The organism is Streptomyces sp. NBC_00466, assembly GCF_041433995.1.
Taxonomy (GTDB): domain Bacteria; phylum Actinomycetota; class Actinomycetes; order Streptomycetales; family Streptomycetaceae; genus Streptomyces.
Map to the genome: position 1 here is coordinate 5,266,085 of NZ_CP107896.1, position 24,376 is coordinate 5,290,460.

Annotated in this window: 18 protein-coding genes; 8 read left to right on the plus strand and 10 right to left on the minus strand. The window is 69.7% G+C overall.

The annotated features are described in order from the left end of the window. The 3 genes from OG210_RS23725 to panB all read right to left on the minus strand — a co-directional run bounded on the left by OG210_RS23725 (position 1) and on the right by panB (position 2,917). Complete coding sequence (locus OG210_RS23725; RefSeq protein ID WP_328325899.1) at positions 1-837, minus strand: ABC transporter permease; 837 nt, start codon at positions 835-837, stop codon at positions 1-3. After that, on the minus strand, positions 834-1,868 hold the full coding sequence (locus OG210_RS23730) for an ATP-binding cassette domain-containing protein (RefSeq protein WP_328325897.1): 1,035 nt from the start codon (positions 1,866-1,868) through the stop codon (positions 834-836). The genes OG210_RS23725 and OG210_RS23730 overlap by 4 nt, the downstream gene beginning before the upstream one ends. Before the next feature lie 119 nt (positions 1,869-1,987). Further along, entirely contained in the window at positions 1,988-2,917 is a 930-nt protein-coding gene (panB, locus tag OG210_RS23735) for a 3-methyl-2-oxobutanoate hydroxymethyltransferase (RefSeq protein ID WP_371538604.1), read from the minus strand. A gap of 305 nt (positions 2,918-3,222) precedes the next feature. On the opposite strand from panB, the gene OG210_RS23740 reads away from it, so the two are divergent. After that, positions 3,223-4,257 (plus strand): endonuclease/exonuclease/phosphatase family protein, encoded by a 1,035-nt coding sequence (locus tag OG210_RS23740; protein ID WP_328325893.1) that lies wholly within the window; start codon positions 3,223-3,225, stop codon positions 4,255-4,257. Between the two features lie 171 nt (positions 4,258-4,428). Then, positions 4,429-5,652, plus strand: coding sequence for an MFS transporter (locus tag OG210_RS23745; protein ID WP_328325891.1), 1,224 nt, complete (start codon positions 4,429-4,431; stop codon positions 5,650-5,652). Here the strand turns inward: OG210_RS23745 and OG210_RS23750 are convergent. From OG210_RS23750 to OG210_RS23765, 4 genes are all read right to left on the minus strand, one after another. Then, positions 5,624-7,375 (minus strand): NAD+ synthase, encoded by a 1,752-nt coding sequence (locus tag OG210_RS23750; protein ID WP_328325889.1) that lies wholly within the window; start codon positions 7,373-7,375, stop codon positions 5,624-5,626. The genes OG210_RS23745 and OG210_RS23750 overlap by 29 nt on opposite strands. A 167-nt stretch (positions 7,376-7,542) precedes the next feature. Further along, positions 7,543-9,495: a S53 family peptidase gene (locus OG210_RS23755; protein WP_328325887.1), complete on the minus strand. Its 1,953-nt coding sequence runs from the start codon at positions 9,493-9,495 to the stop codon at positions 7,543-7,545. 109 nt (positions 9,496-9,604) lie between these two features. After that, positions 9,605-10,255, minus strand: coding sequence for a DUF305 domain-containing protein (locus tag OG210_RS23760; protein ID WP_371538607.1), 651 nt, complete (start codon positions 10,253-10,255; stop codon positions 9,605-9,607). A 17-nt stretch (positions 10,256-10,272) separates the two neighbouring features. After that, complete coding sequence (locus OG210_RS23765; RefSeq protein ID WP_328325885.1) at positions 10,273-10,956, minus strand: DUF3105 domain-containing protein; 684 nt, start codon at positions 10,954-10,956, stop codon at positions 10,273-10,275. 466 nt (positions 10,957-11,422) lie between these two features. Between OG210_RS23765 and OG210_RS23770 the strand changes: the two genes are divergently transcribed. The 4 genes from OG210_RS23770 (at position 11,423) to OG210_RS23785 (ending at position 17,972) form a co-directional block, all read left to right on the plus strand. Further along, the gene (locus OG210_RS23770) at positions 11,423-12,784 is read left to right on the plus strand and encodes a glutamine synthetase family protein (RefSeq protein WP_328325884.1); all 1,362 of its coding nucleotides are present in this window, start codon (positions 11,423-11,425) and stop codon (positions 12,782-12,784) included. A 139-nt stretch (positions 12,785-12,923) separates the two neighbouring features. After that, positions 12,924-13,463 (plus strand): AAA family ATPase, encoded by a 540-nt coding sequence (locus tag OG210_RS23775; protein ID WP_328325883.1) that lies wholly within the window; start codon positions 12,924-12,926, stop codon positions 13,461-13,463. A gap of 547 nt (positions 13,464-14,010) precedes the next feature. After that, positions 14,011-14,766, plus strand: a complete 756-nt coding sequence (locus tag OG210_RS23780) for a DUF3472 domain-containing protein (protein WP_328325881.1) — start codon at positions 14,011-14,013, stop codon at positions 14,764-14,766. A gap of 200 nt (positions 14,767-14,966) precedes the next feature. Next, on the plus strand, positions 14,967-17,972 hold the full coding sequence (locus tag OG210_RS23785; protein WP_371538610.1) for a bifunctional [glutamine synthetase] adenylyltransferase/[glutamine synthetase]-adenylyl-L-tyrosine phosphorylase: 3,006 nt from the start codon (positions 14,967-14,969) through the stop codon (positions 17,970-17,972). Positions 17,973-18,043: 71 nt separating this feature from the next. Here OG210_RS23785 and OG210_RS23790 read toward each other — a convergent pair whose 3' ends face one another. The 3 genes from OG210_RS23790 to OG210_RS23800 all read right to left on the minus strand — a co-directional run bounded on the left by OG210_RS23790 (position 18,044) and on the right by OG210_RS23800 (position 21,709). Further along, positions 18,044-18,940: a phosphatase PAP2 family protein gene (locus OG210_RS23790; RefSeq protein WP_328325877.1), complete on the minus strand. Its 897-nt coding sequence runs from the start codon at positions 18,938-18,940 to the stop codon at positions 18,044-18,046. 68 nt (positions 18,941-19,008) lie between these two features. Next, on the minus strand, positions 19,009-20,070 hold the full coding sequence (locus OG210_RS23795; protein ID WP_328325875.1) for a LacI family DNA-binding transcriptional regulator: 1,062 nt from the start codon (positions 20,068-20,070) through the stop codon (positions 19,009-19,011). A gap of 25 nt (positions 20,071-20,095) precedes the next feature. After that, complete coding sequence (locus tag OG210_RS23800) at positions 20,096-21,709, minus strand: alpha-amylase family glycosyl hydrolase (RefSeq protein ID WP_328325873.1); 1,614 nt, start codon at positions 21,707-21,709, stop codon at positions 20,096-20,098. A gap of 296 nt (positions 21,710-22,005) precedes the next feature. On the opposite strand from OG210_RS23800, the gene OG210_RS23805 reads away from it, so the two are divergent. After that, a complete protein-coding gene (locus OG210_RS23805; RefSeq protein WP_328325871.1) occupies positions 22,006-23,277 on the plus strand; it encodes an extracellular solute-binding protein in 1,272 nt (423 codons plus the stop codon). A gap of 100 nt (positions 23,278-23,377) precedes the next feature. Beyond that, positions 23,378-24,358 (plus strand): sugar ABC transporter permease, encoded by a 981-nt coding sequence (locus OG210_RS23810; protein WP_328325869.1) that lies wholly within the window; start codon positions 23,378-23,380, stop codon positions 24,356-24,358. Positions 24,359-24,376 lie beyond the last annotated feature (18 nt).

A 24,376-nucleotide genomic window follows, 5' to 3' on the forward strand; every position in this document is an offset into this window, starting at 1 on the left:
TCAGGTCTTCTTGCGGAACTTCCGGATCGCGAGCGGCGCGGTGAGCGCGGTGAGCGCCACCGACCAGCCGAGCGTCATCAGCACGGAGTGGGCGACCGGGCCGCCGTTCATCAGGTTCCGCGCCGCGTCCGCGAGGTTGGAGAGCGGGTTGTAGTCGGTGAACGCCTGGAGCCAGCCCGGCATCGTGGTGGGCGGGGCGAAGATCGACGAGCCGAACTGCAGCGGCATCAGGACCAGCATGGCCATCCCCTGGACGGCCTGCACCGTCTTCATGGTCAGTCCGAGCAGAATGAAGATCCACATCAGCGAGGCGCCGAACACCAGCGAGAGGCCGATCGCCGCGAAGAGCGAGAGCACCGAGGTGTGGATGGTGAGACCCAGTATGAAGCCCACGGTCAGCAGGATCGTGATGGCGACCAGCATCCGGCCGATCTCCACGACGATCTTCGCGATGAGGACGGACGACCGGGCGATGGGCATACTGCGGAACCGGTCCATCACCCCCTTCTTGAAGTCGTCGTTGACCCCGGTGCCGACGGCCATGGCGATGTTCATGCCCATCATCGCCATCAGGCCGGGGACGACGTAGTCGACGTACTGCGTCTGGTTGCCCTTGCCCGCGATGGCGCCGCCGAAGACGAAGACGAACAGCAGGGTGAAGACGATCGGCATGAACAGGACGTCGAACATCGACTCCGGATCCGCCTTGATCTGCAGCGCGTTGCGCCGGGCGAGGGCCCCGATGTGGCGCAGATTGGCCCGCAGCCCGATCCGCCCCTCACCGGCGGCCGTGGCCGTCACGGCGGGCGCGGGCTTCTCGATCGTTGCCGTGCTCATACCGCGGCCTCCTGGACCTGGTCCGTCTTCTCGTTCTCGTCGAAGCCGTCCTGCACGGTGGGCTTCTGGCCGGTGATGGCCAGGAACACCTCGTCCAGGCTGGGCAGATGGGTGCCGATGTTGGTGATGCCGAAGCCGCGCGAGGCCAGCAGGCCGACCACCGCGGTCAGTTGCTCGTCGCTCAGGATCGGCACATTGAGCAGGCCCTCGTCCGGCACCGCCTGCGAGCCCGCGACACCGTCGAGCCCGGCCTCGGCCAGGGCGCGCGCCATGGCGGGCAGCTGGGCACGGTCGCTCGGCTCGATCTGGAGGGTGCGGCCGCCGACCTTCGCCTTCAGCTCGTTCACCTTGCCGTTGGCGATGACCTTGCCCTTGTCGATGACCGTCAGCTCGTTGGCGAGCTGCTCGGCCTCCTCCATGTACTGGGTGGTGATGAGTACGGTCGCGCCTTCCGCGACCATCCGCTGCACCTCGTCCCAGACCTCGTTGCGGGTACGGGGGTCGAGACCGGTCGTCGGCTCGTCCAGGTAGAGCACCGACGGGTTGCCGATCATCGATGCCGCCAGGTCGAGCCTGCGGCGCATCCCGCCCGAGTAGTTCATCGCGGCCTTCTTGGCCGCCTCCGTCAGCGAGAACCGCTCAAGCAGCTCGTCGGCGCGGCGCCTCGCGTCCTTGCGGGGGAGGTCGAGCAGCCTGCCGATCATGTAGAGGTTCTCCCAGCCGGAGAGCTTCTCGTCGACCGACGCGTACTGCCCGGTGAGACCGATGACCCGGCGCAGCTGCCGGGGCTGGGTCAGTACGTTGTAGCCGGCCACGGTCGCCGTGCCCGAGTCGGGCTGCAGCAGGGTGGAGAGGACTCGTACGAGGGTGGTCTTCCCGGCGCCGTTGGGCCCGAGCACACCGAGGACCGTGCCCTCCCGGACGTCCAGGTCCACCCCGTCCAGGGCCTTGGTGTCCCCGTAGTGCTTCACCAGCCCCCGTACCTGTACGGCGGGGCCGCCGTTTCCGGGGTTCTTGTCGATTCGCGTCATGCCCACTATCAGACCAGCCACCACTGACAAGTCACCGACAGAATGCCGACAGCCCGCCGATGGGGGATGTCGGCGGGCTGTCGGTCCGTGCGGCAGTGGCCTGAGGAGGACCGGTGACCCTAGTGGAAGGTGTGCTGCTCCAGCGGGAAGGTCCCGCCCACGACCTCGTCGGCGAACTCCTTCGCCGCGTCGCCCAGCGTCCGGCGGAGGTCCGCGTACTGCTTGGTGAAGCGCGGCACCTTGCCGCCCGTCAGACCGACCATGTCGGTGTAGACGAGCACCTGCGCGTCGCACTCGGGGCCTGCGCCGATGCCGACCGTCGGAATGTGCAGGATGCGGGTGACCTCGGCGGCCAGCTCGGCGGGTACGAGTTCGAGTACGACCGCGAACGCGCCCGCGTCCTGCACGGCCTTGGCGTCGCGCAGCAGCTGCTGTGCGGCCTCCTCGCCGCGGCCCTGCACCCGGTAGCCCATGGAGTTGACGGACTGCGGCGTCAGCCCGATGTGGCCCATGACGGGGATACCGGACTGCACCAGCAGATCGATCTGCTGGTGGGAGCGCTCGCCGCCCTCCAGCTTCACCGCGCCCACGCCCGCGTCCTTGATCAGCCGCATCGCGCTGCGCAGTGCCTGGACCGGGCCTTCCTGGTAGCTGCCGAAGGGTAGGTCGGCGACGATCAGCGCACGCGAGGTGCCGCGTACGACGGCCGCGGAGAGCATCGTCATCTCGTCGAGGGTGACCGGGACCGTGGTGTCGTAGCCGAGATGGCAGTTGCCCATCGAGTCGCCGACGAGCATCACCGGGATGCCCGCCTCGTCGAAGACGGACGCGGTCATCGCGTCGTACGCGGTGAGCATGGGCCACTTCTCGCCGCGCTCCTTGGCGCCGCCGATGTCGTGGACGGTGATGCGCCTGCTGCTCCGGCCGCCGTACAGCGCCTTGCTGCTGTCGGCGGGCTTCCCTGCGGAGGCGGTGGAGCTCCCGGACGTGGAGCTGTGAGGTGTGGAGCCGTGGGGCGTGGAGCTCTGGGGGTTCAACGCGCGCGTCATCGCAACGCTCCTGTTCGTCATCTCGAGGCGCCCTGACGGCGTCCCCGGACCGCCTCCATGGTTGCACCGGACAGCCGCCGCACGGAAGTGGGGGCCGGGCCTGCCGCCGGCCCCCGGGTAAAAATTTCCCGACCGGGGGCCGGATGACTGAAATGTGCGGGTTCCGTCACAAGCGGAACTCCGCATGGCACCTGCCTCGTCCTCGAGACCGTACGGCCGTGTCCGCACGGCGCGGAAAGTGCCGTCCCATCGCTTAGTGTCAAGGGCCGGGACGGCATGCACGGCAAGGCAGCGAGGGCAACGGTATGGCGCAGGCGCACATCACGGACACGGAACACGGCGGCCCGGAGCACGGCCATCCCGAATCCGGTTCCCGGCGTCTGTTCGGCGGGCGCTGGAGGGGGGACCAGGGCATCTGGCGCCGCGGCATCGTCCTCGCGTGCTTCGCCGTCCTGCTCACGCTGCTGTTGCTCTTTCACGGGCATCTCCCCAACGACATCGGCAACCTCGGCAGCCTCACCGAGACCTTCCTGCCCTGGCTGGGCCTGATCGGCATTCCGATCCTGCTCGTACTGGCGCTGCTGCGCCGCTCGGCCACCGCGCTGATCGTCCTGCTGCTGCCCGCCATCGTCTGGCTGAACGTCTTCGGCGGACTGCTCACCGACAAGACCCACAAGCCGGCCGGCGGCGACTTGGTGGTGGCCACCCACAACGTGAACGCGGCGAACCCCGACCCGGTGGGCACCGCGAAGAAGGTCGCCGCTTCGGGTGCCGATGTGGTCGCCCTGGAGGAGCTGGCGTCGGACAAGGTCTCGGCGTACACGAACGCCCTCGCGGCCACCTACCCGTACCACTCGGTGAAGGGCACGGTCGGGCTCTGGAGCAAGTACCCGATGAGCGACACCGAGCCCGTCAACATAAGGCTCGGCTGGGTCCGCGCCCTGCGGTCCACGATCACCACGCCCAAGGGCAAGGTCGCTGTCTACGTCGCGCACCTCCCCTCGGTACGGGTGAAGCTCGACGCCGGGTTCACCGCGTCGCAGCGCGACCAGAGCGCGGACGCGCTGGGTGCCGCCATCAGGAAGGAACCGCTGCACGACGTGGTGCTCCTGGGCGACCTCAACGGGACGATGAACGACCGTTCGCTGAACGCCGTGAGCGCGCAGATGCGCTCCACCCAGGGCGCGGCGGGCAACGGCTTCGGCTTCAGCTGGCCCGCGAAGTTCCCGATGGCGCGGATCGACCAGATCCTGGTCAAGGGCGCCGACCCGGTCTCCTCCTGGACGCTGCCGAGCACCGGCAGCGACCATCTGCCGATCGCGGCCCGCATCAGGCTCTGAGCGGGGCGGCGGCGGGGGCCGAAGAGATACGCATCACTTAACGGGACGTTCACCTGCCGGAACAACACGGCGGGGAGACTTTGTTCAGGAGGAGAACTTAAGCTGGCCTCCCGGCCCGCCGCCGTTCTTCCGCTCCTGCCCTCCCGCTCTCGTAAGAGAAGGTCTTCCTCCATGCCCCTGGCCCTGCTCGCGCTGGCCATCTCCGCGTTCGGCATCGGCACCACAGAGTTCGTGATGATGGGCCTGCTGCCCAACGTCGCCGACGACCTGGGCACCTCCGTGCCCACCGCGGGCTATCTCGTCTCCGCCTACGCGATCGGCGTCGTCGTCGGCGCCCCGCTGCTCACCGCGCTCGGCTCCCGGATCCCGCGCAAGCGGATGCTGCTGCTCCTGATGGCCCTGTTCACCGTCGGCAACCTGGCATCCGCCTTCGCGCCCGGCTTCGGCTGGCTGCTGGCCGGGCGGGTACTCGCCGGGCTGCCGCACGGCGCCTTCTTCGGCGTCGGCGCGGTCGTCGCGTCCGGCCTGGTCGACGAGGGCAGGCGCGGCCGCGCCGTCGCCACCATGTTCCTCGGCCTGACCATCGCCAACATCGTCGGCGTCCCCGCCGCGACCCTGCTCGGACAGCACCTCGGCTGGCGCGCCACCTTCGTCGTGGTCGGTGTGATCGGTCTGGTGGCGCTGGCCGCGCTGGCCCGGCTCATTCCGTACGTACCCGTCGACGCGCACCAGAGCCTGCGCCACGAGGTGCGCGCCCTCGGCAACCGGCAGGTGCTCCTCGGGCTGCTCACCGCGGTCTTCGGCTTCGCCGGGGTCTTCGCCGTCTACAGCTACCTCGCCTCGATCACCACCGAGGTCATGGGCTTCTCCGAATCCTCGGTGACCCTGGTGCTCGCGCTCTTCGGCATCGGTATGACGCTGGGCGCGCTGGCAGCCGGGCCGCTGAGCGACCGGGCGCTGCGCCCCACGGTGTACGGCTCGCTGGCAGGGCTCGCCGTCGTGCTGGTCGCCTTCGACTTCACCGTCCATGTGAAGTGGGCCGCGCTGCTGAGCGTCGTGCTCCTCGGCGCAGTCGGTTTCATGACCACGACCCCGCTGCAGATGCTGGTGATGGAGAAGGCCAGGTCGGCCCCCACCCTGGCGTCGGCCTCCAACCACTCCGCCTTCAACATGGCCAACGCGGGCGGCGCCTGGCTCGGCGGGGTCGCCATCGCGGCCGGCTGGGGCTGGATGTCGCCGACCCTGGTGGGCGCGGCCCTCGCGCTGACCGGCCTGGCCATCGCGGTGACCGCGGGCGTCCTCGACCGCGGTACGCGCAAGGGGGCCTCCCGCGTGGTCGCGGAAGGCCCCCGTACGGAGCGTGCGCTCAGCTCGTCTCGCGCCAGCGGTTCGTGATCGGCAGCCGCCGGTCCTTGCCGAACCCCTTCGCGGAGATCTTGGTGCCCGGCGGGTACTGACGGCGCTTGTACTCGGCGGTGTCCACCATCCGCAGCGTCTTCGCCACCAGCTCCGGGTCGAACCCGGCCGCGACAATGGAGTCGAGGCCCTGGTCGGCGTCGACGTACCGCGCCAGGATCGCGTCGAGCACCTCGTAGTCCGGCAGCGAGTCCGTGTCGACCTGGCCGGGGCGCAGCTCGGCGCTGGGCGGCTTGGAGATCGAGTTCTCCGGGATCGGCGGGGTCTGGCCCCGCTCGGCCGCCGCCCGGTTCCGCCACTCGGCGAGCCGGAAGATCGACGTCTTGTAGACGTCCTTGATCGGACCGTACGCGCCGACCGAGTCGCCGTAGAGCGTCGAGTACCCCACCGCCAGCTCGGACTTGTTGCCCGGCGCGAGCACGATCTGGCCCTCCTGGTTGGAGATGGCCATCAGCGTGGTGCCGCGCAGCCGCGACTGGAGGTTCTCCTCGGCCAGGCCGGTGAGCGAGAGCGAGTCCATGTACGCGTCGAACATCGGCGCGATCTCCACGGTCCGGTAGTTCAGCCCGGTACGCCGGGCCAGCTCCGCCGCGTCGCCCCGGGAGTGGTCGGACGAGTACTTGGACGGCATGGACACGCCGTACACGTTCTTCGCACCCAGGGCGTCGCAGGCGATGGCCGCGACGAGCGCCGAGTCGATACCGCCGGACAGCCCGATCAGCACCGAGGAGAAGCCGTTCTTCGCCGCGTACGCCCGCAGGCCCACGACCAGCGCCGTGTACAGCTCCTCGTCGTCGTCGAGCCGGTCCGCGTAGCCGCCCGCATGCTCGGCCGCGTACGCGGGAACCGGCTTGTCGGAGAGCGTCACGTGCTCGATGCGCAGCCCGTCGGCGACCACGCCGGACGGTACCGGTCCCGCGGCGGGCAGCTCCAGGTCGACCACCACACAGCCCTCGGTGAACTGCGGCGCCCGCGCGACGACTTCGCCGTCCTTGTCGACCACGATCGAGTCGCCGTCGTAGACCAGCTCGTCCTGGCCGCCCGTCATCGCGACGTACGCCGTGGTGCAGCCGGCCTCCCTGGCCCGCTTGCGGACCAGCTCCAGCCGCTGGTCGTCCTTGTTCAGCTCGTACGGCGACGCGTTGATCGAGACCAGCAGCCCGGCCCCCGCGGACCGGGTGGCGGGGACCCGGCCGCCGTCCTGCCAGAGGTCCTCGCAGATGGCGAGCGCGACATCGACGCCGTGCACCCGGATCACCGGGAGGGTCTCGCCGGGGACGAAGTAGCGGAACTCGTCGAAGACGCCGTAGTTCGGCAGATGGTGTTTGGAGAAGGTCAGCGCGACCTCGCCGCGGTGCAGCACGGCCCCGGCGTCCCGCGGGGCGCCCGCGGGCTGTCCGTAGCGGGGCTGGGCCTTCTCGGTGCGGTCGAGGTAGCCGACGACGACGGGGACCTCCCCGAACCCTTCGGCGTCCAGCCGCGCGGCGAGCGTGCGCAGCGCGGCCCGGGACGCGTCGACGAAGGACGACCGCAGGGCCAGGTCCTCGACGGGGTATCCGGTCAGCATCATCTCGGGGAACGCCACCAGATGGGCGCCCTGCTCGATGGAGTGCCGGGTCCAGTGGACGATCGCCTCGGCGTTCCCGGCGAGGTCACCGACGGTCGAGTCGATCTGATTCAGTGCGAGGCGTAGTTGAGGCACGGGGCCAGTGTAATCGTCTCTCTGACGCGATGCCCTGCTGGGAGGGTGCGCGGTATGTCACTGCGACGCCGCCCCGCCCCCACCCGCGATGCGGGGTTGCAGGGGGCGGGGCGGCGTCCGTTGCTACGGCCCGCGGTGGGGCGGGCGGCAGTGACAGCCGGTGGCGGTCAGCGACGGGCGTACGAGCTGATGTACGTCCGTCCCGGGCTGCCGACACCCGTCACGTCGTCGTAGCCGACGGTGGCGACCAGCGAGGAGTCCGCGCCGAGCGTCCGCAGCGAGGTCAGCAGACCGCCGCTCGCGTCGACACTGTTGGCGAAGTCGACCCGGACGACCGACTGGGTGCGGCCGGCGCCCAGCGGGTGGTCGGTGACGTCGTGGTACGCCGACGTGCCGTAGCGGGAGTAGATCGACGGGTTGGCGAACCCGATCGGAACCCCGTGCTGCGCCTGCTGCGCCAGCGCCTGGATGCCCGCGATCACCGGAGCCGCCAGCGAGGTGCCGCCGATGCGGTACTCGCTGTACTGCTGCGAACCGTCCGGGAAGGTCTGCGTCTGGCCCACCAGGAAACCGGTGTTCGGGTCAGCGATCGCCGAGATGTCCGGAATGGTGCGCATGGGCTTCTTGCCGTTGAACGTGGCGAGGTTCCCGGGCACCACACCGCGCTGGTAGAACGGCTGCGCCACGGTCTTGCTGGTACCGCCGCCCGCGCCGCCGTTGTAGGTGCCGGGGAAGGCCGTCCAGGTCTTCTTGTCGGCCGAGAGGGTCGACTTCAGGGTGCCCCAGCCGGTCTCCCACTGGTACTTGTCGCCCTTGCCGACGGCGAGCGAGGTACCGCCGACCGCCGTCACCCAGGCGGAGTTGGCCGGGGTGTCGACCTGCTTCGTACCGGTGTTGGCGACCTCGTCGCCGTTGTCGCCGGTGGAGAAGTAGAAGCCGATGCCCTCGACGGCGCCCTGCTGGAAGACCTGGTCGTAGGCGGCCGCGACGGCCGGGGTCTCGTTGGCCTCGATGTCGCCCCAGGAGTTGGAGACGATGTCGGCGAGGTGGTTGTCGACGACCTTGCCGAGCGAGTCGAGCAGCGCGTCGTCGTTGCAGGAAGCGGCGCCGACGTACACGATGTCCGACTTGGGTGCCACCGCGTGCACGGCCTGGACGTCGAGGGTCTCCTCGCCGTACCAGCCGGCCGCGCCGCACTCGTCGATGTCGGTGTAGTCGCTCGGCAGCACCTGCGAGAGCTGACCCTTGGCGTACGCGCTGTCGCCGTTGCGCTGGGCGTACTTGGCCGAGTCCTGCGCGATGGTCGGCGAGGCGTAGGCGTCCGTGATGGCGACCGTGACGCCCTTGCCGGTCTTGTCGCCCGCGCCGTACGCGGAGCGCAGCTGCTTGCCGGTGTAGCCCTTGATCGCGTAAGGGGCCTTCTGGCCGTACGCGTTCGGAAGCTTCTTGTCGACCTTCTGGCCGTAGTACGACGACATCGGCCCGGCGTTCTTGAAGACCGCGCTGGGCGGGGGCAGCGTCGTGGTGTCGTGCTTCACGTTGTGCGGGGCGTTGTCGAGGCCCACCACCGTCAGCACCGCACCCCGGAGGGAAGCGGGCGCGGAGGCCGTCGACGTCGGGGCCCGGTAGGTCTTGCTGCCCTTGCGGTAGTTGTGCAGCTGCGTCGAGAACGCCTTCTCGGCCGCGCTCACGTCACCGCTGACCGAGACGTAGTGCTGGTTGGTCCCGGTGACCTTCAGGCCCGAGGACTTCAGCCAGGAGGTGACCTGCTTGATCTGCTCGGGCGTCGTGCCGAAGCGGGCCTTGGCCTGCTTCGCGCTCAGGTACTTGCCGTAGGAGGCGGACTGCGGGTCCGACACCTCCTTCGCGTACGCTGCCAGGCCCTGGGCGTCACGCCCGGCCAGATAGACGCGGGCGTTCACCTGGCCCGAGTCCGCGCTGGCGCCACGGTCGGCGGAGGCCTTCGCCCAAAGCGGCTTGGTGCCCTGAAGTGCGTGGCGGCTGCCCGTACCGGAGTCGGCGTTGGCGCTGGGTATGGACAGAGCCAGCGCGCCGGCGAGCAGTGGCAGTGTCGCTGCCACGCTCAGCCCGGCGCGCATTTTCGAGCGGCTGGATCTCATGGAACCCCCTGTGTTGCGGTTCGTCGCAGGTGTGCGTGTACGCCACACCCTGCCCGATGAACAGCTCACGCCAGGGGCATGCGATGACCAAGAAGAGCTCAAGGAACGGTCATGAACCGGCAGTTGATCCCGTTGTTGCCGAAGCGCCCCTTTCCTTCAGCAGATCGGCCATGAGCTGCACCTCGGACTGCTGGGCGGCCACCATGCCCTGGGCCAGTTTCTTCTCCGTGCCGACCTTGCAGAGCTGCACACACCCCTCCGCCATGTGGATGCCGCCCTTGTGATGGGCCGTCATCAGCTGGAGGTAGCGGATCTCCGCCTTCCTGCCGCTCAGCTTCCGCAGGGCGGAGAGCTGGGCCGTGGTGGCCATGCCAGGCATCAACGCCCCGTCGGTGGGAGGTTCCTGGCCCATCCCCATCCACTGCATCGGCAGCCGGTCCGCGTCGCTCACCGGCAGCCCCCAGAGGTTCAGCCAGCCCGTCATCATGCCGCGCTGGTTGGCCTGGGTGTTGGCGATGTCGTACGCGAGGCGGCGCACATCGGCGTTGTCCGTGCGGTCCCGCACGATGAACGACATCTCCACGGCCTGCTGGTGGTGGACCGACATGTCACGGGCGAAACCGGCGTCCGCCGAGCCCGCGGTGGGCGTCCGCGCGGCGCCCGCACCGGTGTGCCCGGCGTGCGGGTCGTGACCCGTGGTGAACGCCATCGTCGCGGCGGCAACGCAGAGCAGGACGAGAACGGCGGCGGCGACGGCCATCAGCCGCGTGCTCCTGCTCACTGGCCGTCAAGCCCGCCCGTGCACGCCGCGCCCGGCTCCGGGGTCTGCGGGCCCTGCACGTACTTGGTGAAGAACTGGTTCACCCTCGGGTCGTCCGCGCCGTCCACGGTGACCTGCTTGCCCCAGGCGCTGAGCATGATCGCACCCGACTGGCCCGGGTAGGGGCTCATCAGCGAGTACGGGGTCCTCGACACCTTCGCGCCGAGCTTCTTCACGTCGGCCGCCGGGGCCTTGTCCGTGTAGGTGACCCAGACCGAGCCGTGCTCCAGCGAGTGGACGGCGTTCATGTCGGGGAGCGGCTTGGTGTAGACGTTCCCGTTGCAGTCCATCCAGACCTGGTTGTGGTTCCCGCCCACCGGCGGCGTCATCGGGTAGGTCACCTTCGTGGTGACGTGGGTGCGGCCGAGCTTCTTGATGTCCCAGTCCTTCTCACCCTTGATGGGCCCGGCTGTCGTCGCGCCGTCCGCCGTGCTGTCGGACGCCTTGCTCTCGGACGTGGTGCTGTCCGAGCCCGGACTGTTGCTGACGAGATACGTGCCGAAGCCGACCAGCCCCGCCACGGCGACCGCCGCCACCGTGATCACGGCGATACGGACACGGCGCTCGCGCGACCTCTCGGCGCGGCGCATCTCCTCTATTCGGGTCTTGCGATCGTTCTTCGAGCCCTGCGTCGAAGCCATCGATGAGTCCTCAAGTCCTGGTGGGATAGGGGCGGTCCGGGGGCTCAGATCGTAATGGCGGGGCAGGCGGCATGGCACAGGGACCGGGCAGTGGAAGCGCGGCACTCGGCCGGGGCACTGGCGTACGGAGGCGGACGAAGGGTGCACAAGTGTGCGATCGCCGCGGAACCGTGCTCCGGTGGGCGGGCCTGACGGCGCTGTGAGCCCGCGCAACCCCAACACCGTACGAGGGGTTTTCGTCCTGCTCCCCGCCCTCACGGAGGGCCGTCCGGGAGGGCGGAGGCCCTGACTCGTTCAGGGCCTCGACGTGACCCACAATGGAAGCTGCGGTACACCCGAACGGGGTCAGATGTTCGGACGAGGGTTCGCAACATGCTGGAAATCGTGTGGTGGGATGCTCATGAGCCCCGGGGACTCCGGAGGCGTGGGAGCAGGTGGCTGACCAGCAAGGATAGGTAGGAACGGTATGGATAAACAGCAGGAATTCGTGCTCCGTACGCTGGAGGAGCGCGACATCCGCTTTGTGCGCCTGTGGTTCACCGACGTGCTCGGGTTCCTGAAGTCGGTCGCCGTGGCACCCGCCGAGCTGGAGCAGGCCTTCGACGAGGGCATCGGTTTCGACGGGTCGGCCATCGAGGGCTTCGCACGCGTCTACGAGTCCGACATGATCGCCAAGCCGGACCCCAGTACCTTCCAGATCCTGCCGTGGCGCGCGGAGGCTCCCGGTACCGCCCGGATGTTCTGCGACATCCTGATGCCGGACGGCTCCCCGTCCTTCGCCGACCCCCGCTATGTGCTGAAGCGGATCCTTGCCAAGACCTCCGACCTGGGCTTCACCTTCTACACCCACCCGGAGATCGAGTTCTACCTCCTGAAGGACAAGCCGCTCGACGGCACCCGCCCCACCCCCGCCGACAACTCCGGCTACTTCGACCACACTCCGCAGAACGTCGGCATGGACTTCCGCCGCCAGGCGATCACCATGCTCGAATCCATGGGCATCTCCGTCGAGTTCAGCCACCACGAGGGCGCGCCGGGCCAGCAGGAGATCGATCTGCGGTACGCCGACGCGCTGTCGACCGCCGACAACATCATGACCTTCCGGCTGGTCATGAAGCAGGTCGCGCTGGAGCAGGGCGTGCAGGCCACCTTCATGCCGAAGCCGTTCAGCGAGTACCCCGGTTCGGGCATGCACACTCACCTCTCCCTCTTCGAGGGCGACCGCAACGCCTTCTACGAGTCGGGCTCCGAGTACCAGCTCTCCAAGGTGGGCCGGTCCTTCATCGCGGGCCTGCTGACGCACGCCGCGGAGGTCTGCGCGGTCACCAACCAGTGGGTCAACTCCTACAAGCGCATCTGGGGCGGCTCGGCGCGCAGCGCGGGGGCGGGCGGCGAGGCCCCCTCGTACATCTGCTGGGGGCACAACAACCGCTCCGCGCTGATCCGCGTCCCCATGTACAAGCCGGGCAAGACCGGCTCGGCGCGGGTCGAGGTCCGCTCCATCGACTCCGGGGCCAACCCGTACCTGACGTACGCGCTCCTGCTCGCGGCGGGCCTCAAGGGCGTCGAGGAGAGCTACGAACTCCCGGCAGGCGCCGACGACGACGTATGGGCGCTCTCCGACTCGGAGCGCCGCGCGATGGGCATCGAGCCGCTGCCGCAGAACCTGGGCGAGGCGATCGAGCTGATGGAGCGCAGCGAACTGGTCGCCGAGACGCTCGGCGAGCATGTCTTCGACTTCTTCCTGCGGAACAAGAAGCAGGAGTGGGAGGAGTACCGCTCCGAGGTCACCGCTTTTGAGCTGCGGAAGAACCTGCCGGTGCTGTAGGGGCTGGACAGAGCGGTTCTCTGTCCGGTGACGTTCCGGGCGCGCGCTTCACAGGTGCGAGCCCGGAACGGCCGCTCACGAGCGGTTTCGTGCCGGACGGGGGGTGAGTCCGCGGCCACTGGGCCATAGAGTCCCGCGCATGTGTGCAGAACGTTCTTCCGAGCCCGGTGCCCTCCTGATCAACGGCACTGTCGGCGTGGGCAAGACATCGGTGGCCGAGAGCGTGGGCGGCCTTCTCACCGACGCCGGCGTGGCCAACGCCGTCATCGACCTCGACTGGCTGAGGCGGTCCTGGCCGAGGCCCTCGGGGGACCGCTTCAACGTCGGCATGATGCTGCGGAATCTGCGCAGTATCGCCGGCAATTACCTCGCCGCCGGCGCGGTTCGGCTGGTCATCGCCGGCGTGATCGAGGACATGGAGGGCCGGAAGCTGTGCGCCGACGCGATCGGTATCGAGCTTTCGGTGTGCCGGCTGCAAGTCGACCTGCCCGTCATCCGTCAGCGACTCGAGCGACGCCACGAGAACGAGCCCGAAGCGTTGGGCTGGCATCTGGCCAGGGCCGGCGAACTGGCCGGGATCCTGGAACGAGCGGCAGTCGATGACTTCACCACCGACGCCACCACGCTCTCGGTCACTGAGGCCGCCGCCGAGGTGATCGGGAAGGCGGGCTGGCTGTGACGCGGCTTTTGACGCCTGTGCCGGATCGATGGCGCGGTCAGTCGTCCCCGGCACGCGCCATCGCGTTCTCTTAGGCGGCCAACGTGCCGCCGGCCATGCACCGCTGACTGGGCGTCAGCGGTTCCGGTGCCTGCTGCTACGCGCCGGCCCCGCGTGCGAGCCATTCGGTGATGGTCGGCCGCGTGCTGCTGGTGACGCTCACGATGCGGCGGCGCCGGTCCGACTCGTGCTCGCGCCGCGGAAGAATCTGCCGGTGCTGTAGCCGCCTCCCGAAGCGTTCCGCACGAAGCGTTCCGCACGAAGCGTTCCGCACGAAGAGTCCCGCCCGGGCGCACGACCGGGCGGGACTTCTGGCTTCCGGTGGCTCTTGGACTTTGAGGGTGCGGCACTTGTCCTTTTGTCGCCGGTCGGTCGCCAGCTGTTGACGAGACGTCAGTTGGTGCGTGAACGTGCTTCTTCAACGCCGCCGGTGAACAGAACCACTCACCCGGCCGCACAGCCACGTAACGCCACCAGTGCACTCTCCACCCCCACACAGGAGACACACATGCGGATGCGGCACCTGCTCACCACCGGAACACTGGCCGCGGCGGCGGGCGCCGCCGTGCTGCTCATGGGGCCCGCGGCTCCCGTACAGGCCGCCGGCACCGGGCAGACTCCCGGGACGTACGCCTACTGGAGCGCACCCTCCGACGTCACATCGGTCTCGATCCCGATGACGCTCCAGCACTCGCCCGGCAACTACAACGCCTACTGGTCGACCCAGTTCGGCTTCGCGGGCAGCGGGGCCTCCGGGTACATGGGGTTCCAGACCCACGCCGACGGCGGCGGGATGTTCCTCGTCTCGATCTGGAACGGCACGGAGGCCACCGCGGGCGGCTCCGGCACCTACTGCCAGGACTTCGACGAGGGCGGCACCGGCAAGACCTGCCGGCTCGACCAGCGCCCCGTCGAAGGGCACCAGTACGCGATGGAGGCGGCGCAGCAGTCCGGTTCGTACTGGAAGTACTCCATCGTCGACAGGACCGCGGGCACCACCACGGTCCTCGGGAACATCAAGATCGACGGCGACCATCCGATGGCCGGGTCCAGCTTCGACAGCTGGACCGAGTACTTCGACTGGAACAACCCCGCCACCGTCTGCGCCGACGCCAAGTACTCCAAGCTGCTGTTCGGCATCCCCACCACCAGCGCGGGCAAGGGCACTTACCACTCGTCCAGCCTCAGCGACACCTGCCAGTCCATCGCCAAGGTGACCCTGGACGCCTCCGGCGCCACGGAGGAGAACGGCATCGGGCAGTAGCGGCCACCGCGGACCCCGTGCTTCCCGGCGGGCAGCCGGTTCTCCGGCCGCCCGCCCTCTTGCCCCGTTGAGCGCCCCCTTGAGCGCCGCGTCACACCACGTGGCAGCGCCACCGCAGCCCGCTGCGACTACGCTCGGAACCGGACTTCGATCAACCGGTGTTCCGAGCAACCGGGTGCCACGTGACGAGAGGCGGCAGCATGAGCGTGCCGGGACGCAGAGGCAGTACGTTCACCCGGCTGCTCCGGCACGGTTTCACCGACCCCGCCGCGGCCGAGCGATTGCTCGACGCCCCCGAGCTGGCGTCCGTACGCGACGACTCCGTCCTGCTCGACGCGCTCGGCGCCACCGCCGACCCGGACCTCGCCCTGCACGGCCTGGTCCGCATGGTCGAGGCCCAGCAGCCCGACGAACGGCAGACGCTGCTCGACACGCTGATCGCGGCCAAGCCGTTGCGCGACCGGCTCCTCGGGGTGCTCGGCGCGTCCGAGGCGCTCGGTGACCACCTGGCGCGGCACCCGCACGACTGGCACGCCCTTGTCACGTACGAGACGTCCGATCTGCATCCCGGCGTTCCCGAGTTCGAGGACGGGCTCGCCGGGGCGACCGACGCGGTGGAGCTGCGGATCGCCTACCGGCGGTGTCTGCTGGCCATCGCGGCCCGGGACGTCTGCGGCACGACCGACGTGCGGGAGGCCGCCGCCGAACTGGCGGACCTGGCCACCGCCACCCTGCGGGCGGCCCTCGCCATCGCGTCGGCCGCGGCCCCCGAGGACGCCGCGCTCTGCCGCCTCGCCGTCGTCGCGATGGGCAAGTGCGGCGGCCACGAGCTCAACTATGTGTCCGACGTGGACGTCATCTTCGTCGCGGAGCCCGTCGAGCCCACCGTCATCGGCGAGGCCGCCGACGAGGCCGGGGCGATGCAGGCCGCCACCCGGCTCGCCGCACACCTCATGCGGATCTGCTCCGACACCAACATCGAGGGCACCATCTGGCCCGTCGACGCGAACCTGCGGCCCGAGGGACGCAACGGACCGCTGGTCCGTACGCTCTCCAGCCATCTCGCGTACTACGACCGCTGGGCCAAGACCTGGGAGTTCCAGGCGCTCCTGAAAGCCCGCGCGGTGGCGGGCGACCCGGCGCTCGGTGCTGAGTACACCGAAGCGGTCGGGCCCCTGGTGTGGCAGGCGTCCGAGCGGGAGAACTTCGTCGCCGACGCCCAGAAGATGCGCCGCCGGGTCATCGACAACATCCCCCCGGCGCTCGTCGAGCGCGAGCTGAAACTCGGGCCCGGCGGGCTGCGGGACGTGGAGTTCGCCGTCCAGCTGCTCCAGCTCGTGCACGGCCGCAACGACGCGACCCTGCGCAGCGGCAACACCCTGGACGCCCTGGCGGCCCTGGCGGCCGGCGGCTACGTGGGCAGGACCGACGCGGCGCAGCTCGACGCGGCCTACCGCTTCCTGCGGGCCATGGAGCACCGGATCCAGCTGTACCGCCTCCGGCGCACCCACCTGGTGCCGGACGAGCCGGCGGACCTGCGCAGGCTCGGGCGCTCGCTGGGACTGCGCACCGATCCCGTCGCCGAACTCACCAGGGTGTGGAAGCGCCACGGGGCGGTCGTGAGGCGGCTGCACGAGAAGCTCTTCTACCGGCCGCTCCTGGACGCCGTCGCGCAGCTCGCGCCCGGCGAGATCCGGCTCAGCCCCAGGGCGGCGGGCCAGCGCCTCGAAGCGCTCGGCTACGCGGACCCGGCCGGCGCCCTGCGGCATCTGGAGGCGCTGTCCTCCGGGGTCTCCAGGAAGGCCGCCATCCAGCGCACCCTGCTGCCCGTGCTGCTCGGCTGGTTCGCGGACTCCGCCGACCCGGACGCCGGGCTGCTCGGCTTCCGCAAGGTCTCCGACGCGCTGGGCAAGACCCCCTGGTACCTGCGGCTGCTCCGGGACGAGGGTGCCGCCGCCGAGAACCTCGCCCGGGTCCTGTCGGCCGGCCGGCTCGCCCCCGACCTGCTGCTGCGGGCCCCGGAGGCGGTCGCGCTGCTCGGTGCGCGCGGCGGGCTCGAACCGCGCCCCCGGGAGGTCCTGGAGCTGGAGGTCCTGTCGGCCGTCGGCCGCGCCGAGACCCCCGAGGGCGCTGTCGCGTCCGCGCGCGGGGTGCGCCGCCGCGAGCTGTTCCGTACCGCGGCCTCCGACCTCATCGGCTCGTACGGCACCGAGGAGAACCCGGCGGAATCCGACCCCGGGGCATTGGTCGACCGGGTCGGCAACGCCGTCACCGATCTGAACGCCGCCACCATCGCGGGCGCGCTGCGGGCCGCCGTACGGGCGCAGTGGGGCGACACCCTGCCCACCCGGTTCGCGGTCATCGGCATGGGCCGCTTCGGCGGCCACGAGCTGAGCTACGGCTCCGACGCCGACGTGCTCTTCCTGCACGAGCCGCGGGAGGGCGTGGGCGACCAGGAGGCGGCCCGCGCCGCGAACGCCGTCGTCGCCGAGATGCGCAGGCTCCTCCAGCTGCCGACCACCGACCCGCCGCTGGTCATCGACGCGGATCTGCGCCCCGAGGGCAAGAGCGGTCCGATGGTGCGGACGCTGGCCTCCTACGCCGCGTACTACCGGCGCTGGTCGGGCGTCTGGGAGAGCCAGGCGCTGCTGCGCGCCGAGCCGATGGCGGGCGACGCGGAGCTGGGCCGCGGCTTCATCGAGCTGGTCGACCCGCTGCGCTATCCCGTCGAGGGGCTCGGGGACGACGCAGTACGCGAGATCCGCCGCCTCAAGGCGCGGATGGAGTCCGAGCGGATGCCGCGCGGCGCCGACCCGACGCTCCACGCGAAGCTGGGCAGGGGCGGGCTCAGTGACGTGGAGTGGACCGTGCAGCTGTTGCAGATGCAGCACGGCTGGGTGGTGCCGGGGCTGCGTACCACCCGTACCCGGACCGCGCTGGCCGCCGCGCACGCCGCGGAGCTGATCTCCACGGAGGACGCGCAGACGCTGGACGAGGCGTGGGTGCTGGCGTCACGGGTCCGCAACGCGGTGATGCTGGTGCGGGGGAGGGCCGGCGACACGTTTCCATCGGACGGGCGGGAGCTGGCCGCGATGGCCCGGTACCTGGGGTACGAGACGGGGCACGTGGGCGACATGCTGGATGACTACCGGCGTGCGACGAGGCGTGCGCGCGGGGTGATGGAGGTGCTGTTCTACGGGGCGTAGGCGGGGTGCGGGTGCGGTGCTGTGCGGGCCGGATGTGCGGCCTCAGCGTGGGACAGCCCTGACGTCAGCCTTCAGCGCTCCGATTTTGCCGGTACCGGCTTCAGCGTGCCGTGGATGCCCTGGGTGAACGTGCCGCCCGCTCTGACCTTCTCCGGGACCCTTGGGAGCCGGTGCGGCAGTGCTCCGTACCAGGCGTACGAGAGGCCCCCGCCGAAGGCCAGGCAGAGGACGCCGCCCACCGCGTCCAGCCAGAAGTGGTTAGCCGTCCCGACGATCACCAGAAGGGTCAGGGCCGGGTACAGCAGGCCCAGGATCCGGACCCACGGGGCGCGGGCCAGTGCGAAGATGATCAGGCCGCACCAGAGGGACCAGCCGATGTGCATCGAGGGCATCGCCGCGTACTGGTTCGACATGTTCTTGAGGTTGCCCGAGGCCATCGAACCCCACGTGTCGTGCACCAGCACCGTGTCGATGAAGTGGCTGTTGTTCATCAGGCGCGGTGGCGCCAGCGGGAACAGGTAGTAGCCGGCCAGCGCCACCGCGGTCGTCGCGAAGAGCGCCAGGCGGGCCGCCGCGTAGCGCCCTGGATGGAAGTGGAACAGCCAGACCAGGACGCTGATGGTCATGATGAAGTGCAGTGTCGCGTAGTAGTAGTTCATCGCGATGATCAGCCATGTCACCGAATTCAGCGCATGGTTGATGTTCTGCTCGACCGCGATACCGAGAAAGTGCTCGGCGCGCCAGATCCAGTCCGCGTTGCGCAGCGCCTCCGCCTTCTGCTCCGGTACCGCGTTGCGGATCAGGGAGTAACCCCAGTAACTCACCGCGATCAGCAGTACTTCGAACCAGATGCGGGGGCGGCGAGGCGCACGCAGACGCCCGATGACTGAGATGTGAGGCTCCTTGGCCACGACGGGTGACGCGGTGGCCGAATGGCCGTCCAGTGTCTTCACAGTCGTTTCACCCATAGGGGAAGAGTCTGCCAGAAACTCGGCTACCCACAGATCATCCCTCGGGAGGGACGCGCCCGCACCCGCTACGGCTTGTTGACGCCCTCGCCCCGGGATACCGGGCCGGACGAGGATCCCGGAGCGGCCGCCGTGGAGCCACGGACTACCAACTCGGTCATAAAGACGAATTCGCTGTGCGGGGCGGGGGTGCCGCCCACCTCTTCGAGCAGGGTGCGGACGGCTGCCTGGCCCATGGCGGTGACCGGCTGTCTGATGGTGGTCATCGGCGGGTCAGTGAACGCTATGAGCGGGGAGTCGTCGAAGCCGACCACCGAGATGTCGCGCGGCACGTCGAACCCCAGCTGGCGGGCGGCCCTGATGGCACCGAGTGCCATCATGTCGCTGGCGCAGACCACCGCCGTACAGCCCGACGCGATGAGCTCGGACGCCGCCGCCTGGCCGCCCTCCAGCGTGTAGAGCGAGTGCTGGATCAGCTCCTCGCTCTCGGCCGCCGACAGCCCGAACCTGGCCTGCATCTCGGCCTGGAAACCCTCCGTCTTGCGCAGCACGGGCACGAAACGCCTCGGTCCGAGCGCCAGCCCGATCCGGGTGTGGCCGAGCGACGCGAGGTGGGTGACGGCCAGCCGCATCGCCGCGCGGTCGTCGGGCGAGATGAAGGGCGCCTGCACCTTCGGCGAGAAGCCGTTGACCAGGACGTACGGCACGCCCTGGGCGCGCAGCTGCTCGTAGCGGCGCATGTCGGCCGTGGTGTCCGCGTGCAGTCCCGAGACGAAGATGATGCCCGCGACCCCGCGTTCCACCAGCATCTCGGTGAGCTCGTCCTCGGTGGAGCCGCCGGGTGTCTGGGTGGCGAGGACCGGCGTATACCCCTGCCGGGTCAGGGCCTGGCCGATGACCTGGGCCAGTGCCGGGAAGATCGGGTTCTCCAGCTCGGGCGTGATCAGACCGACCAGACCCGCGCTCCGCCGGCGCAGCCGTACCGGACGTTCGTAGCCGAGTACGTCGAGTGCGGCGAGTACGGACTCGCGGGTGGCCGCCGCTACCCCGGGCTTGCCGTTGAGGACCCGGCTCACCGTCGCTTCGCTGACCCCCGCCTGAGTTGCGATGTCGGCAAGCCGTGCGGTCATGGGATGGGACTGTACCGGGCGCGTGTCAGATTGCCCACCAGGTGCAGGAATCACCGGGAATGCGCACCGATTCACCGGAGATGTCCGGGGCGGCCGACGAGAGCAGCGGCCGTCCCGGTACGCGCAGTTCGACAGCGCCCGGCAGGGTGTTGACGGTGCAGATGAAACCCGGCCGGGTGAAGGCGAGCACCCCGTCGGGCCCTTCGAGCCAGCTCATCGGGCCGTCGCCCAGACCGTCCACCTCGCGCCGGAGCGCGAGCGCGGCACGGTACAGCTCCAGTGTGGATCCGGCGTCCCCGGTCTGCGCCGCCACGGAACGCTCTCCCCAGTCCGCCGGCTGCGGCAGCCATCCCGGGCCGGCCCCGAATCCGTACGAAGGTCCTTCACCGGTCCAGGGGATCGGCACCCGGCAGCCGTCCCGCAGCCCGTCCTGTCCCGCGCCGCGGAAGAACGACGGGTCCTCGCGCAACTCGTCGGGCAGGTCGGTGACCTCGGGCAGCCCGAGCTCCTCGCCCTGGTAGAGGTAGACGGATCCGGGCAGCGCCAGCATCAGCAGCGCGGCGGCGCGGGCCCTGCGCAGTCCGGCCTCGCCGTCCCCGTACCGCGTCACATGGCGTACGACATCGTGGTTGGAGAGCACCCAGGTGGTGGGCGCGCCCACCGACGCCGTCGCGGCCAGCGAGTCGTCCACCACCGCGCGCATCGCCGCCGCGTCCCAGGGGCACCGCAGGAACTGGAAGTTGAAGGCCTGGTGCAGTTCGTCGGGGCGTACGTACAGGGCGAGGCGCCCGGCGGACGGGGCCCACGCCTCGGCGACGCCGATGCGTTCCCCCGGGTAGGAGTCGAGCAACGTCCGCCAGGAGCGGTGGATCTCGTGCACCCCGTCCTGGTCGAAGAAGGGGAGCGTCTGGGAGCCGATCATCCGCACCTGCTCGGCGGTGCCGATGTCGGGCAGCCCGGCGGCCTTGACCATGCCGTGCGCCACATCGACACGGAACCCGTCCACGCCGCGCCCGCCGAGCTCCAGCCAGAACCGCAGGACCGACTCGAACTCCGCGCGCACCTCGGCGTTCTCCCAGTTGAGGTCGGGCTGCTCGGGGGCGAAGAGATGCAGGTACCAGGAGCCGTCGGACACCCGGGTCCAGGCCGGGCCGCCGAACACCGACTGCCAGTCGTTGGGCGGCAGTTCACCGTCCGCGCCCCGGCCGGGCCTGAAGTGGTAGCGCGCGCGGGCCGGGCCGCCCGCCAGCGCCTCCCTGAACCACACATGCCGGTCCGACGTGTGGTTGGGGACCACGTCCACGATCACCCGCAGCCCCAGCCGGTGCGCGGCGTGCAGCAGCGACTCGGCGTCGGACAGCGTCCCGAACAGCGGGTCCACGACCCGGTAGTCGGCGACGTCGTAGCCGCCGTCGGCCTGCGGCGACGCGTAGAAGGGGGTGAGCCAGACCGCGTCGGCGCCCAGCTCCGCGAGGTACGGCAGCCGCTCCTCGATGCCCCGCAGATCGCCGATGCCGTCACCGTCGCTGTCCGCGAAGGACCGCACGTACACCTGGTAGATGACGGCGTCCCGCCACCATCGGGTGCGGGCCCCGGATGCGGTGGCCGCGCCGGTGGGCTGCTGCGTCTGCTGCGTCATGGGGGGATGGGTCCCTTTCGGAAGGCTGCAACGTACGGGAACAACGCCGGTGCCCCTCCGAAAGTAACAGCCTTGCAAGGGCTTGCGAAGGCCGCCACGGCTCGCGCCACAGCGTTCGAAGCGCCCCAATGCCCCGTTTGACAAGGGGCATCACGGCAACCGTGCGGACACGTCGAGGTAACGAAGGCGGCTTCTTGCAGAAATTCTTCGCAAGGTCTTTCGGTCGTCTTTCATCCTTGTTACGTTCCTCGACGACCCGGAGCCGTGATGGCACGGCACCCCTCGAAGGAGTTCACATGCGACGTGGCATAGCGGCCACCGCCCTGGTCGCGGCCCTGGCGCTCGCGGCGACAGCCTGCGGCGGCGACAGCGGCAGCGGCAAGGCGGACGGTGTCACCACCATCACCTGGTGGGACACCTCGAACGCCACGAACGAGGCACCGACCTACCGGGCGCTGGTCAAGGAGTTCGAAGCGGCGAACAAGGGGATCAAGGTCACCTACGTCAATGTCCCCTTCGACCAGGCGCAGAACAAGTTCGACACGGCCGCCGGTGCCAAGGGCGCCCCGGACGTGCTGCGCTCCGAGGTCGGCTGGACCCCCGCCTTCGCCAAGAAGGGCTACTTCCTCCCGCTGGACGGCACCGAAGCCCTCAAGGACAAGGCGCGCTTCGAGCCCAACCTGCTGAAGCAGGCGCAGTTCGACGGCAAGACCTACGGCGTCCCGCTGGTCACGGACACCCTCGCCTTCGTCTACAACAAGGCGCTCTTCGCCAAGGCCGGCATCACCAAGGCCCCCGCCACCTGGGGTGAACTGAAGAGCGACGCCGCCGCGGTCAAGTCGAAGGCGAAGGTCGACGGCTACTGGGCCAGCACCGCCGGCTACTACGCACAGCCCTTCCTGTACGGCGAGGGCACCGACACCGTCGACCTGGCGCACAAGAAGGTCACCATCGCCGGCGCCCCCGCGGTCAAGGGCCTGGAGACGTGGAAGGGCCTCTTCAGCGGCCCCGGTCTGCACAAGGCGGACACCACGGCCGACGCCTACGCCCACCAGCAGGACGCCTTCGTCAACGGCAAGGTCGCCTCGATCATCCAGGGGCCGTGGGAGATCACGAACTTCTACAAGGGCTCGGCCTTCAAGGACAGGAAGAACCTCGGCATCGCCACCGTCCCGGCCGGTTCCACCGGCAAGGCGGGCGCCCCGACCGGCGGCCACAACCTCACCGTCTACGCGGGCTCCGACAAGGCGCACCAGGCCGCGTCGCTGAAGTTCCTGAACTTCATGACCTCGGCGAAGAGCCAGGAGCAGATCGCGCTCAAGAACTCCACACTGCCGACCCGCTCCGACGCCTACACCGCGAAGGTCACGGCCGACCCCGGCATCGCCGGCTTCCAGAAGGTGCTCAGCGCCTCGCGGCCGCGGCCCGAACTGCCGGAGTACAGCTCGCTCTGGGGTCCGATGGACACCGAGCTGCCCAAGGTCGCCGACGGCAAGGAGTCGCTCCAGGACGGGGTCAAGGCCCTGGGCGAGAACATGGCCAAGCTGGTCCCCGGCTTCACCAACTGACCGCCCGGCCGCCGGACCGTGCGACCGCGCGGATCCGGCGGCCGCCCGACCGTGTCCGCGACATCGCACCACCCCCGAACTCCCCTGAAAAGGTGTCAAGATGACCGTTGCCGTCGCAGGCGCGGGCCCGAAGCGCCGTAGGCCGGCGCAGCGCATCAAGCAGTCCTGGCAGAAGCACTGGTACGCGTACGCGATGGCGGCCCCGGTCGTCGTCGTCCTCGGTGTACTGGTGGGCTATCCGCTGGTCCAGGGCCTCTACCTCACCCTGACCGACGCGAACAGCCTCAACTCGGCCCGCACCATCGGCGTCAACCACATCGACGCCACCTACAAGTTCATCGGGCTGCACAACTACGCGGACATCCTCTGGGGGCCGACCGCCTGGGACCGCTTCTGGTCCCACTTCCTCTGGACCATCGTCTGGACCGCCGCCTGTGTGGCCCTGCACTACTGCATCGGCCTCGGCCTGGCCCTGCTGCTCAACCAGAAGCTGCGCGGCCGGACCGTCTACCGGATGCTCCTGATCCTGCCCTGGGCGGTACCGACGTTCGTCACCGTCTTCTCCTGGCGGATCATGCTCGGCGACTCCGGCATCGTGAACTCGGTGCTCGGCGGCCTCCATCTGCCCCAGCCCGCCTGGCTGGAGGAACCGCACTTCCAGCAGCTCGCCGCGATCATCGTCAACACCTGGTGCGGTGTGCCCTTCATGATGGTCTCGCTGCTCGGCGGACTCCAGTCGATCTCCGCCGACCTGTACGAGGCCGCCGAGATGGACGGCGCGAGCCCCTGGCAGCGCTTCCTCAATGTCACTCTGCCCGGCCTGCGTTCGGTGAGTTCCACCGTCGTCCTGCTCGGCATCATCTGGACGTTCAACCAGTTCGCCATCATCTTCCTGCTGTTCGGCAACGGCGCACCGGACGCCCAGATCCTCGTCACCTGGGCCTACCGCCTCGGCTTCGGCCAGCAGCCCAGGGACTACGCCCAGTCCGCCGCGTACGGCGTACTGCTGCTCTCCATCCTGATCGTCTTCACCTCCTTCTACCGGCGCTGGCTGGCCCGTAGCGAGAAGGCCAGCAGCTGATACCGGCCGGACAAAAGA

Coding starts and splice junctions, on each gene's coding strand:
- OG210_RS23725 (WP_328325899.1), bottom strand. CDS start 837: ATGAGCACGGCAACGATCGAGAAGCCCGCGCCCGCCGTGACGGCCACG.
- OG210_RS23730 (WP_328325897.1), bottom strand. CDS start 1,868: ATGACGCGAATCGACAAGAACCCCGGAAACGGCGGCCCCGCCGTACAG.
- panB (WP_371538604.1), bottom strand. CDS start 2,917: ATGACGCGCGCGTTGAACCCCCAGAGCTCCACGCCCCACGGCTCCACA.
- OG210_RS23740 (WP_328325893.1), top strand. CDS start 3,223: ATGGCGCAGGCGCACATCACGGACACGGAACACGGCGGCCCGGAGCAC.
- OG210_RS23745 (WP_328325891.1), top strand. CDS start 4,429: ATGCCCCTGGCCCTGCTCGCGCTGGCCATCTCCGCGTTCGGCATCGGC.
- OG210_RS23755 (WP_328325887.1), bottom strand. CDS start 9,495: ATGAGATCCAGCCGCTCGAAAATGCGCGCCGGGCTGAGCGTGGCAGCG.
- OG210_RS23760 (WP_371538607.1), bottom strand. CDS start 10,255: ATGGCCGTCGCCGCCGCCGTTCTCGTCCTGCTCTGCGTTGCCGCCGCG.
- OG210_RS23765 (WP_328325885.1), bottom strand. CDS start 10,956: ATGGCTTCGACGCAGGGCTCGAAGAACGATCGCAAGACCCGAATAGAG.
- OG210_RS23770 (WP_328325884.1), top strand. CDS start 11,423: ATGGATAAACAGCAGGAATTCGTGCTCCGTACGCTGGAGGAGCGCGAC.
- OG210_RS23775 (WP_328325883.1), top strand. CDS start 12,924: ATGTGTGCAGAACGTTCTTCCGAGCCCGGTGCCCTCCTGATCAACGGC.
- OG210_RS23780 (WP_328325881.1), top strand. CDS start 14,011: ATGCGGATGCGGCACCTGCTCACCACCGGAACACTGGCCGCGGCGGCG.
- OG210_RS23785 (WP_371538610.1), top strand. CDS start 14,967: ATGAGCGTGCCGGGACGCAGAGGCAGTACGTTCACCCGGCTGCTCCGG.
- OG210_RS23790 (WP_328325877.1), bottom strand. CDS start 18,940: ATGGGTGAAACGACTGTGAAGACACTGGACGGCCATTCGGCCACCGCG.
- OG210_RS23795 (WP_328325875.1), bottom strand. CDS start 20,070: ATGACCGCACGGCTTGCCGACATCGCAACTCAGGCGGGGGTCAGCGAA.
- OG210_RS23800 (WP_328325873.1), bottom strand. CDS start 21,709: ATGACGCAGCAGACGCAGCAGCCCACCGGCGCGGCCACCGCATCCGGG.
- OG210_RS23805 (WP_328325871.1), top strand. CDS start 22,006: ATGCGACGTGGCATAGCGGCCACCGCCCTGGTCGCGGCCCTGGCGCTC.
- OG210_RS23810 (WP_328325869.1), top strand. CDS start 23,378: ATGACCGTTGCCGTCGCAGGCGCGGGCCCGAAGCGCCGTAGGCCGGCG.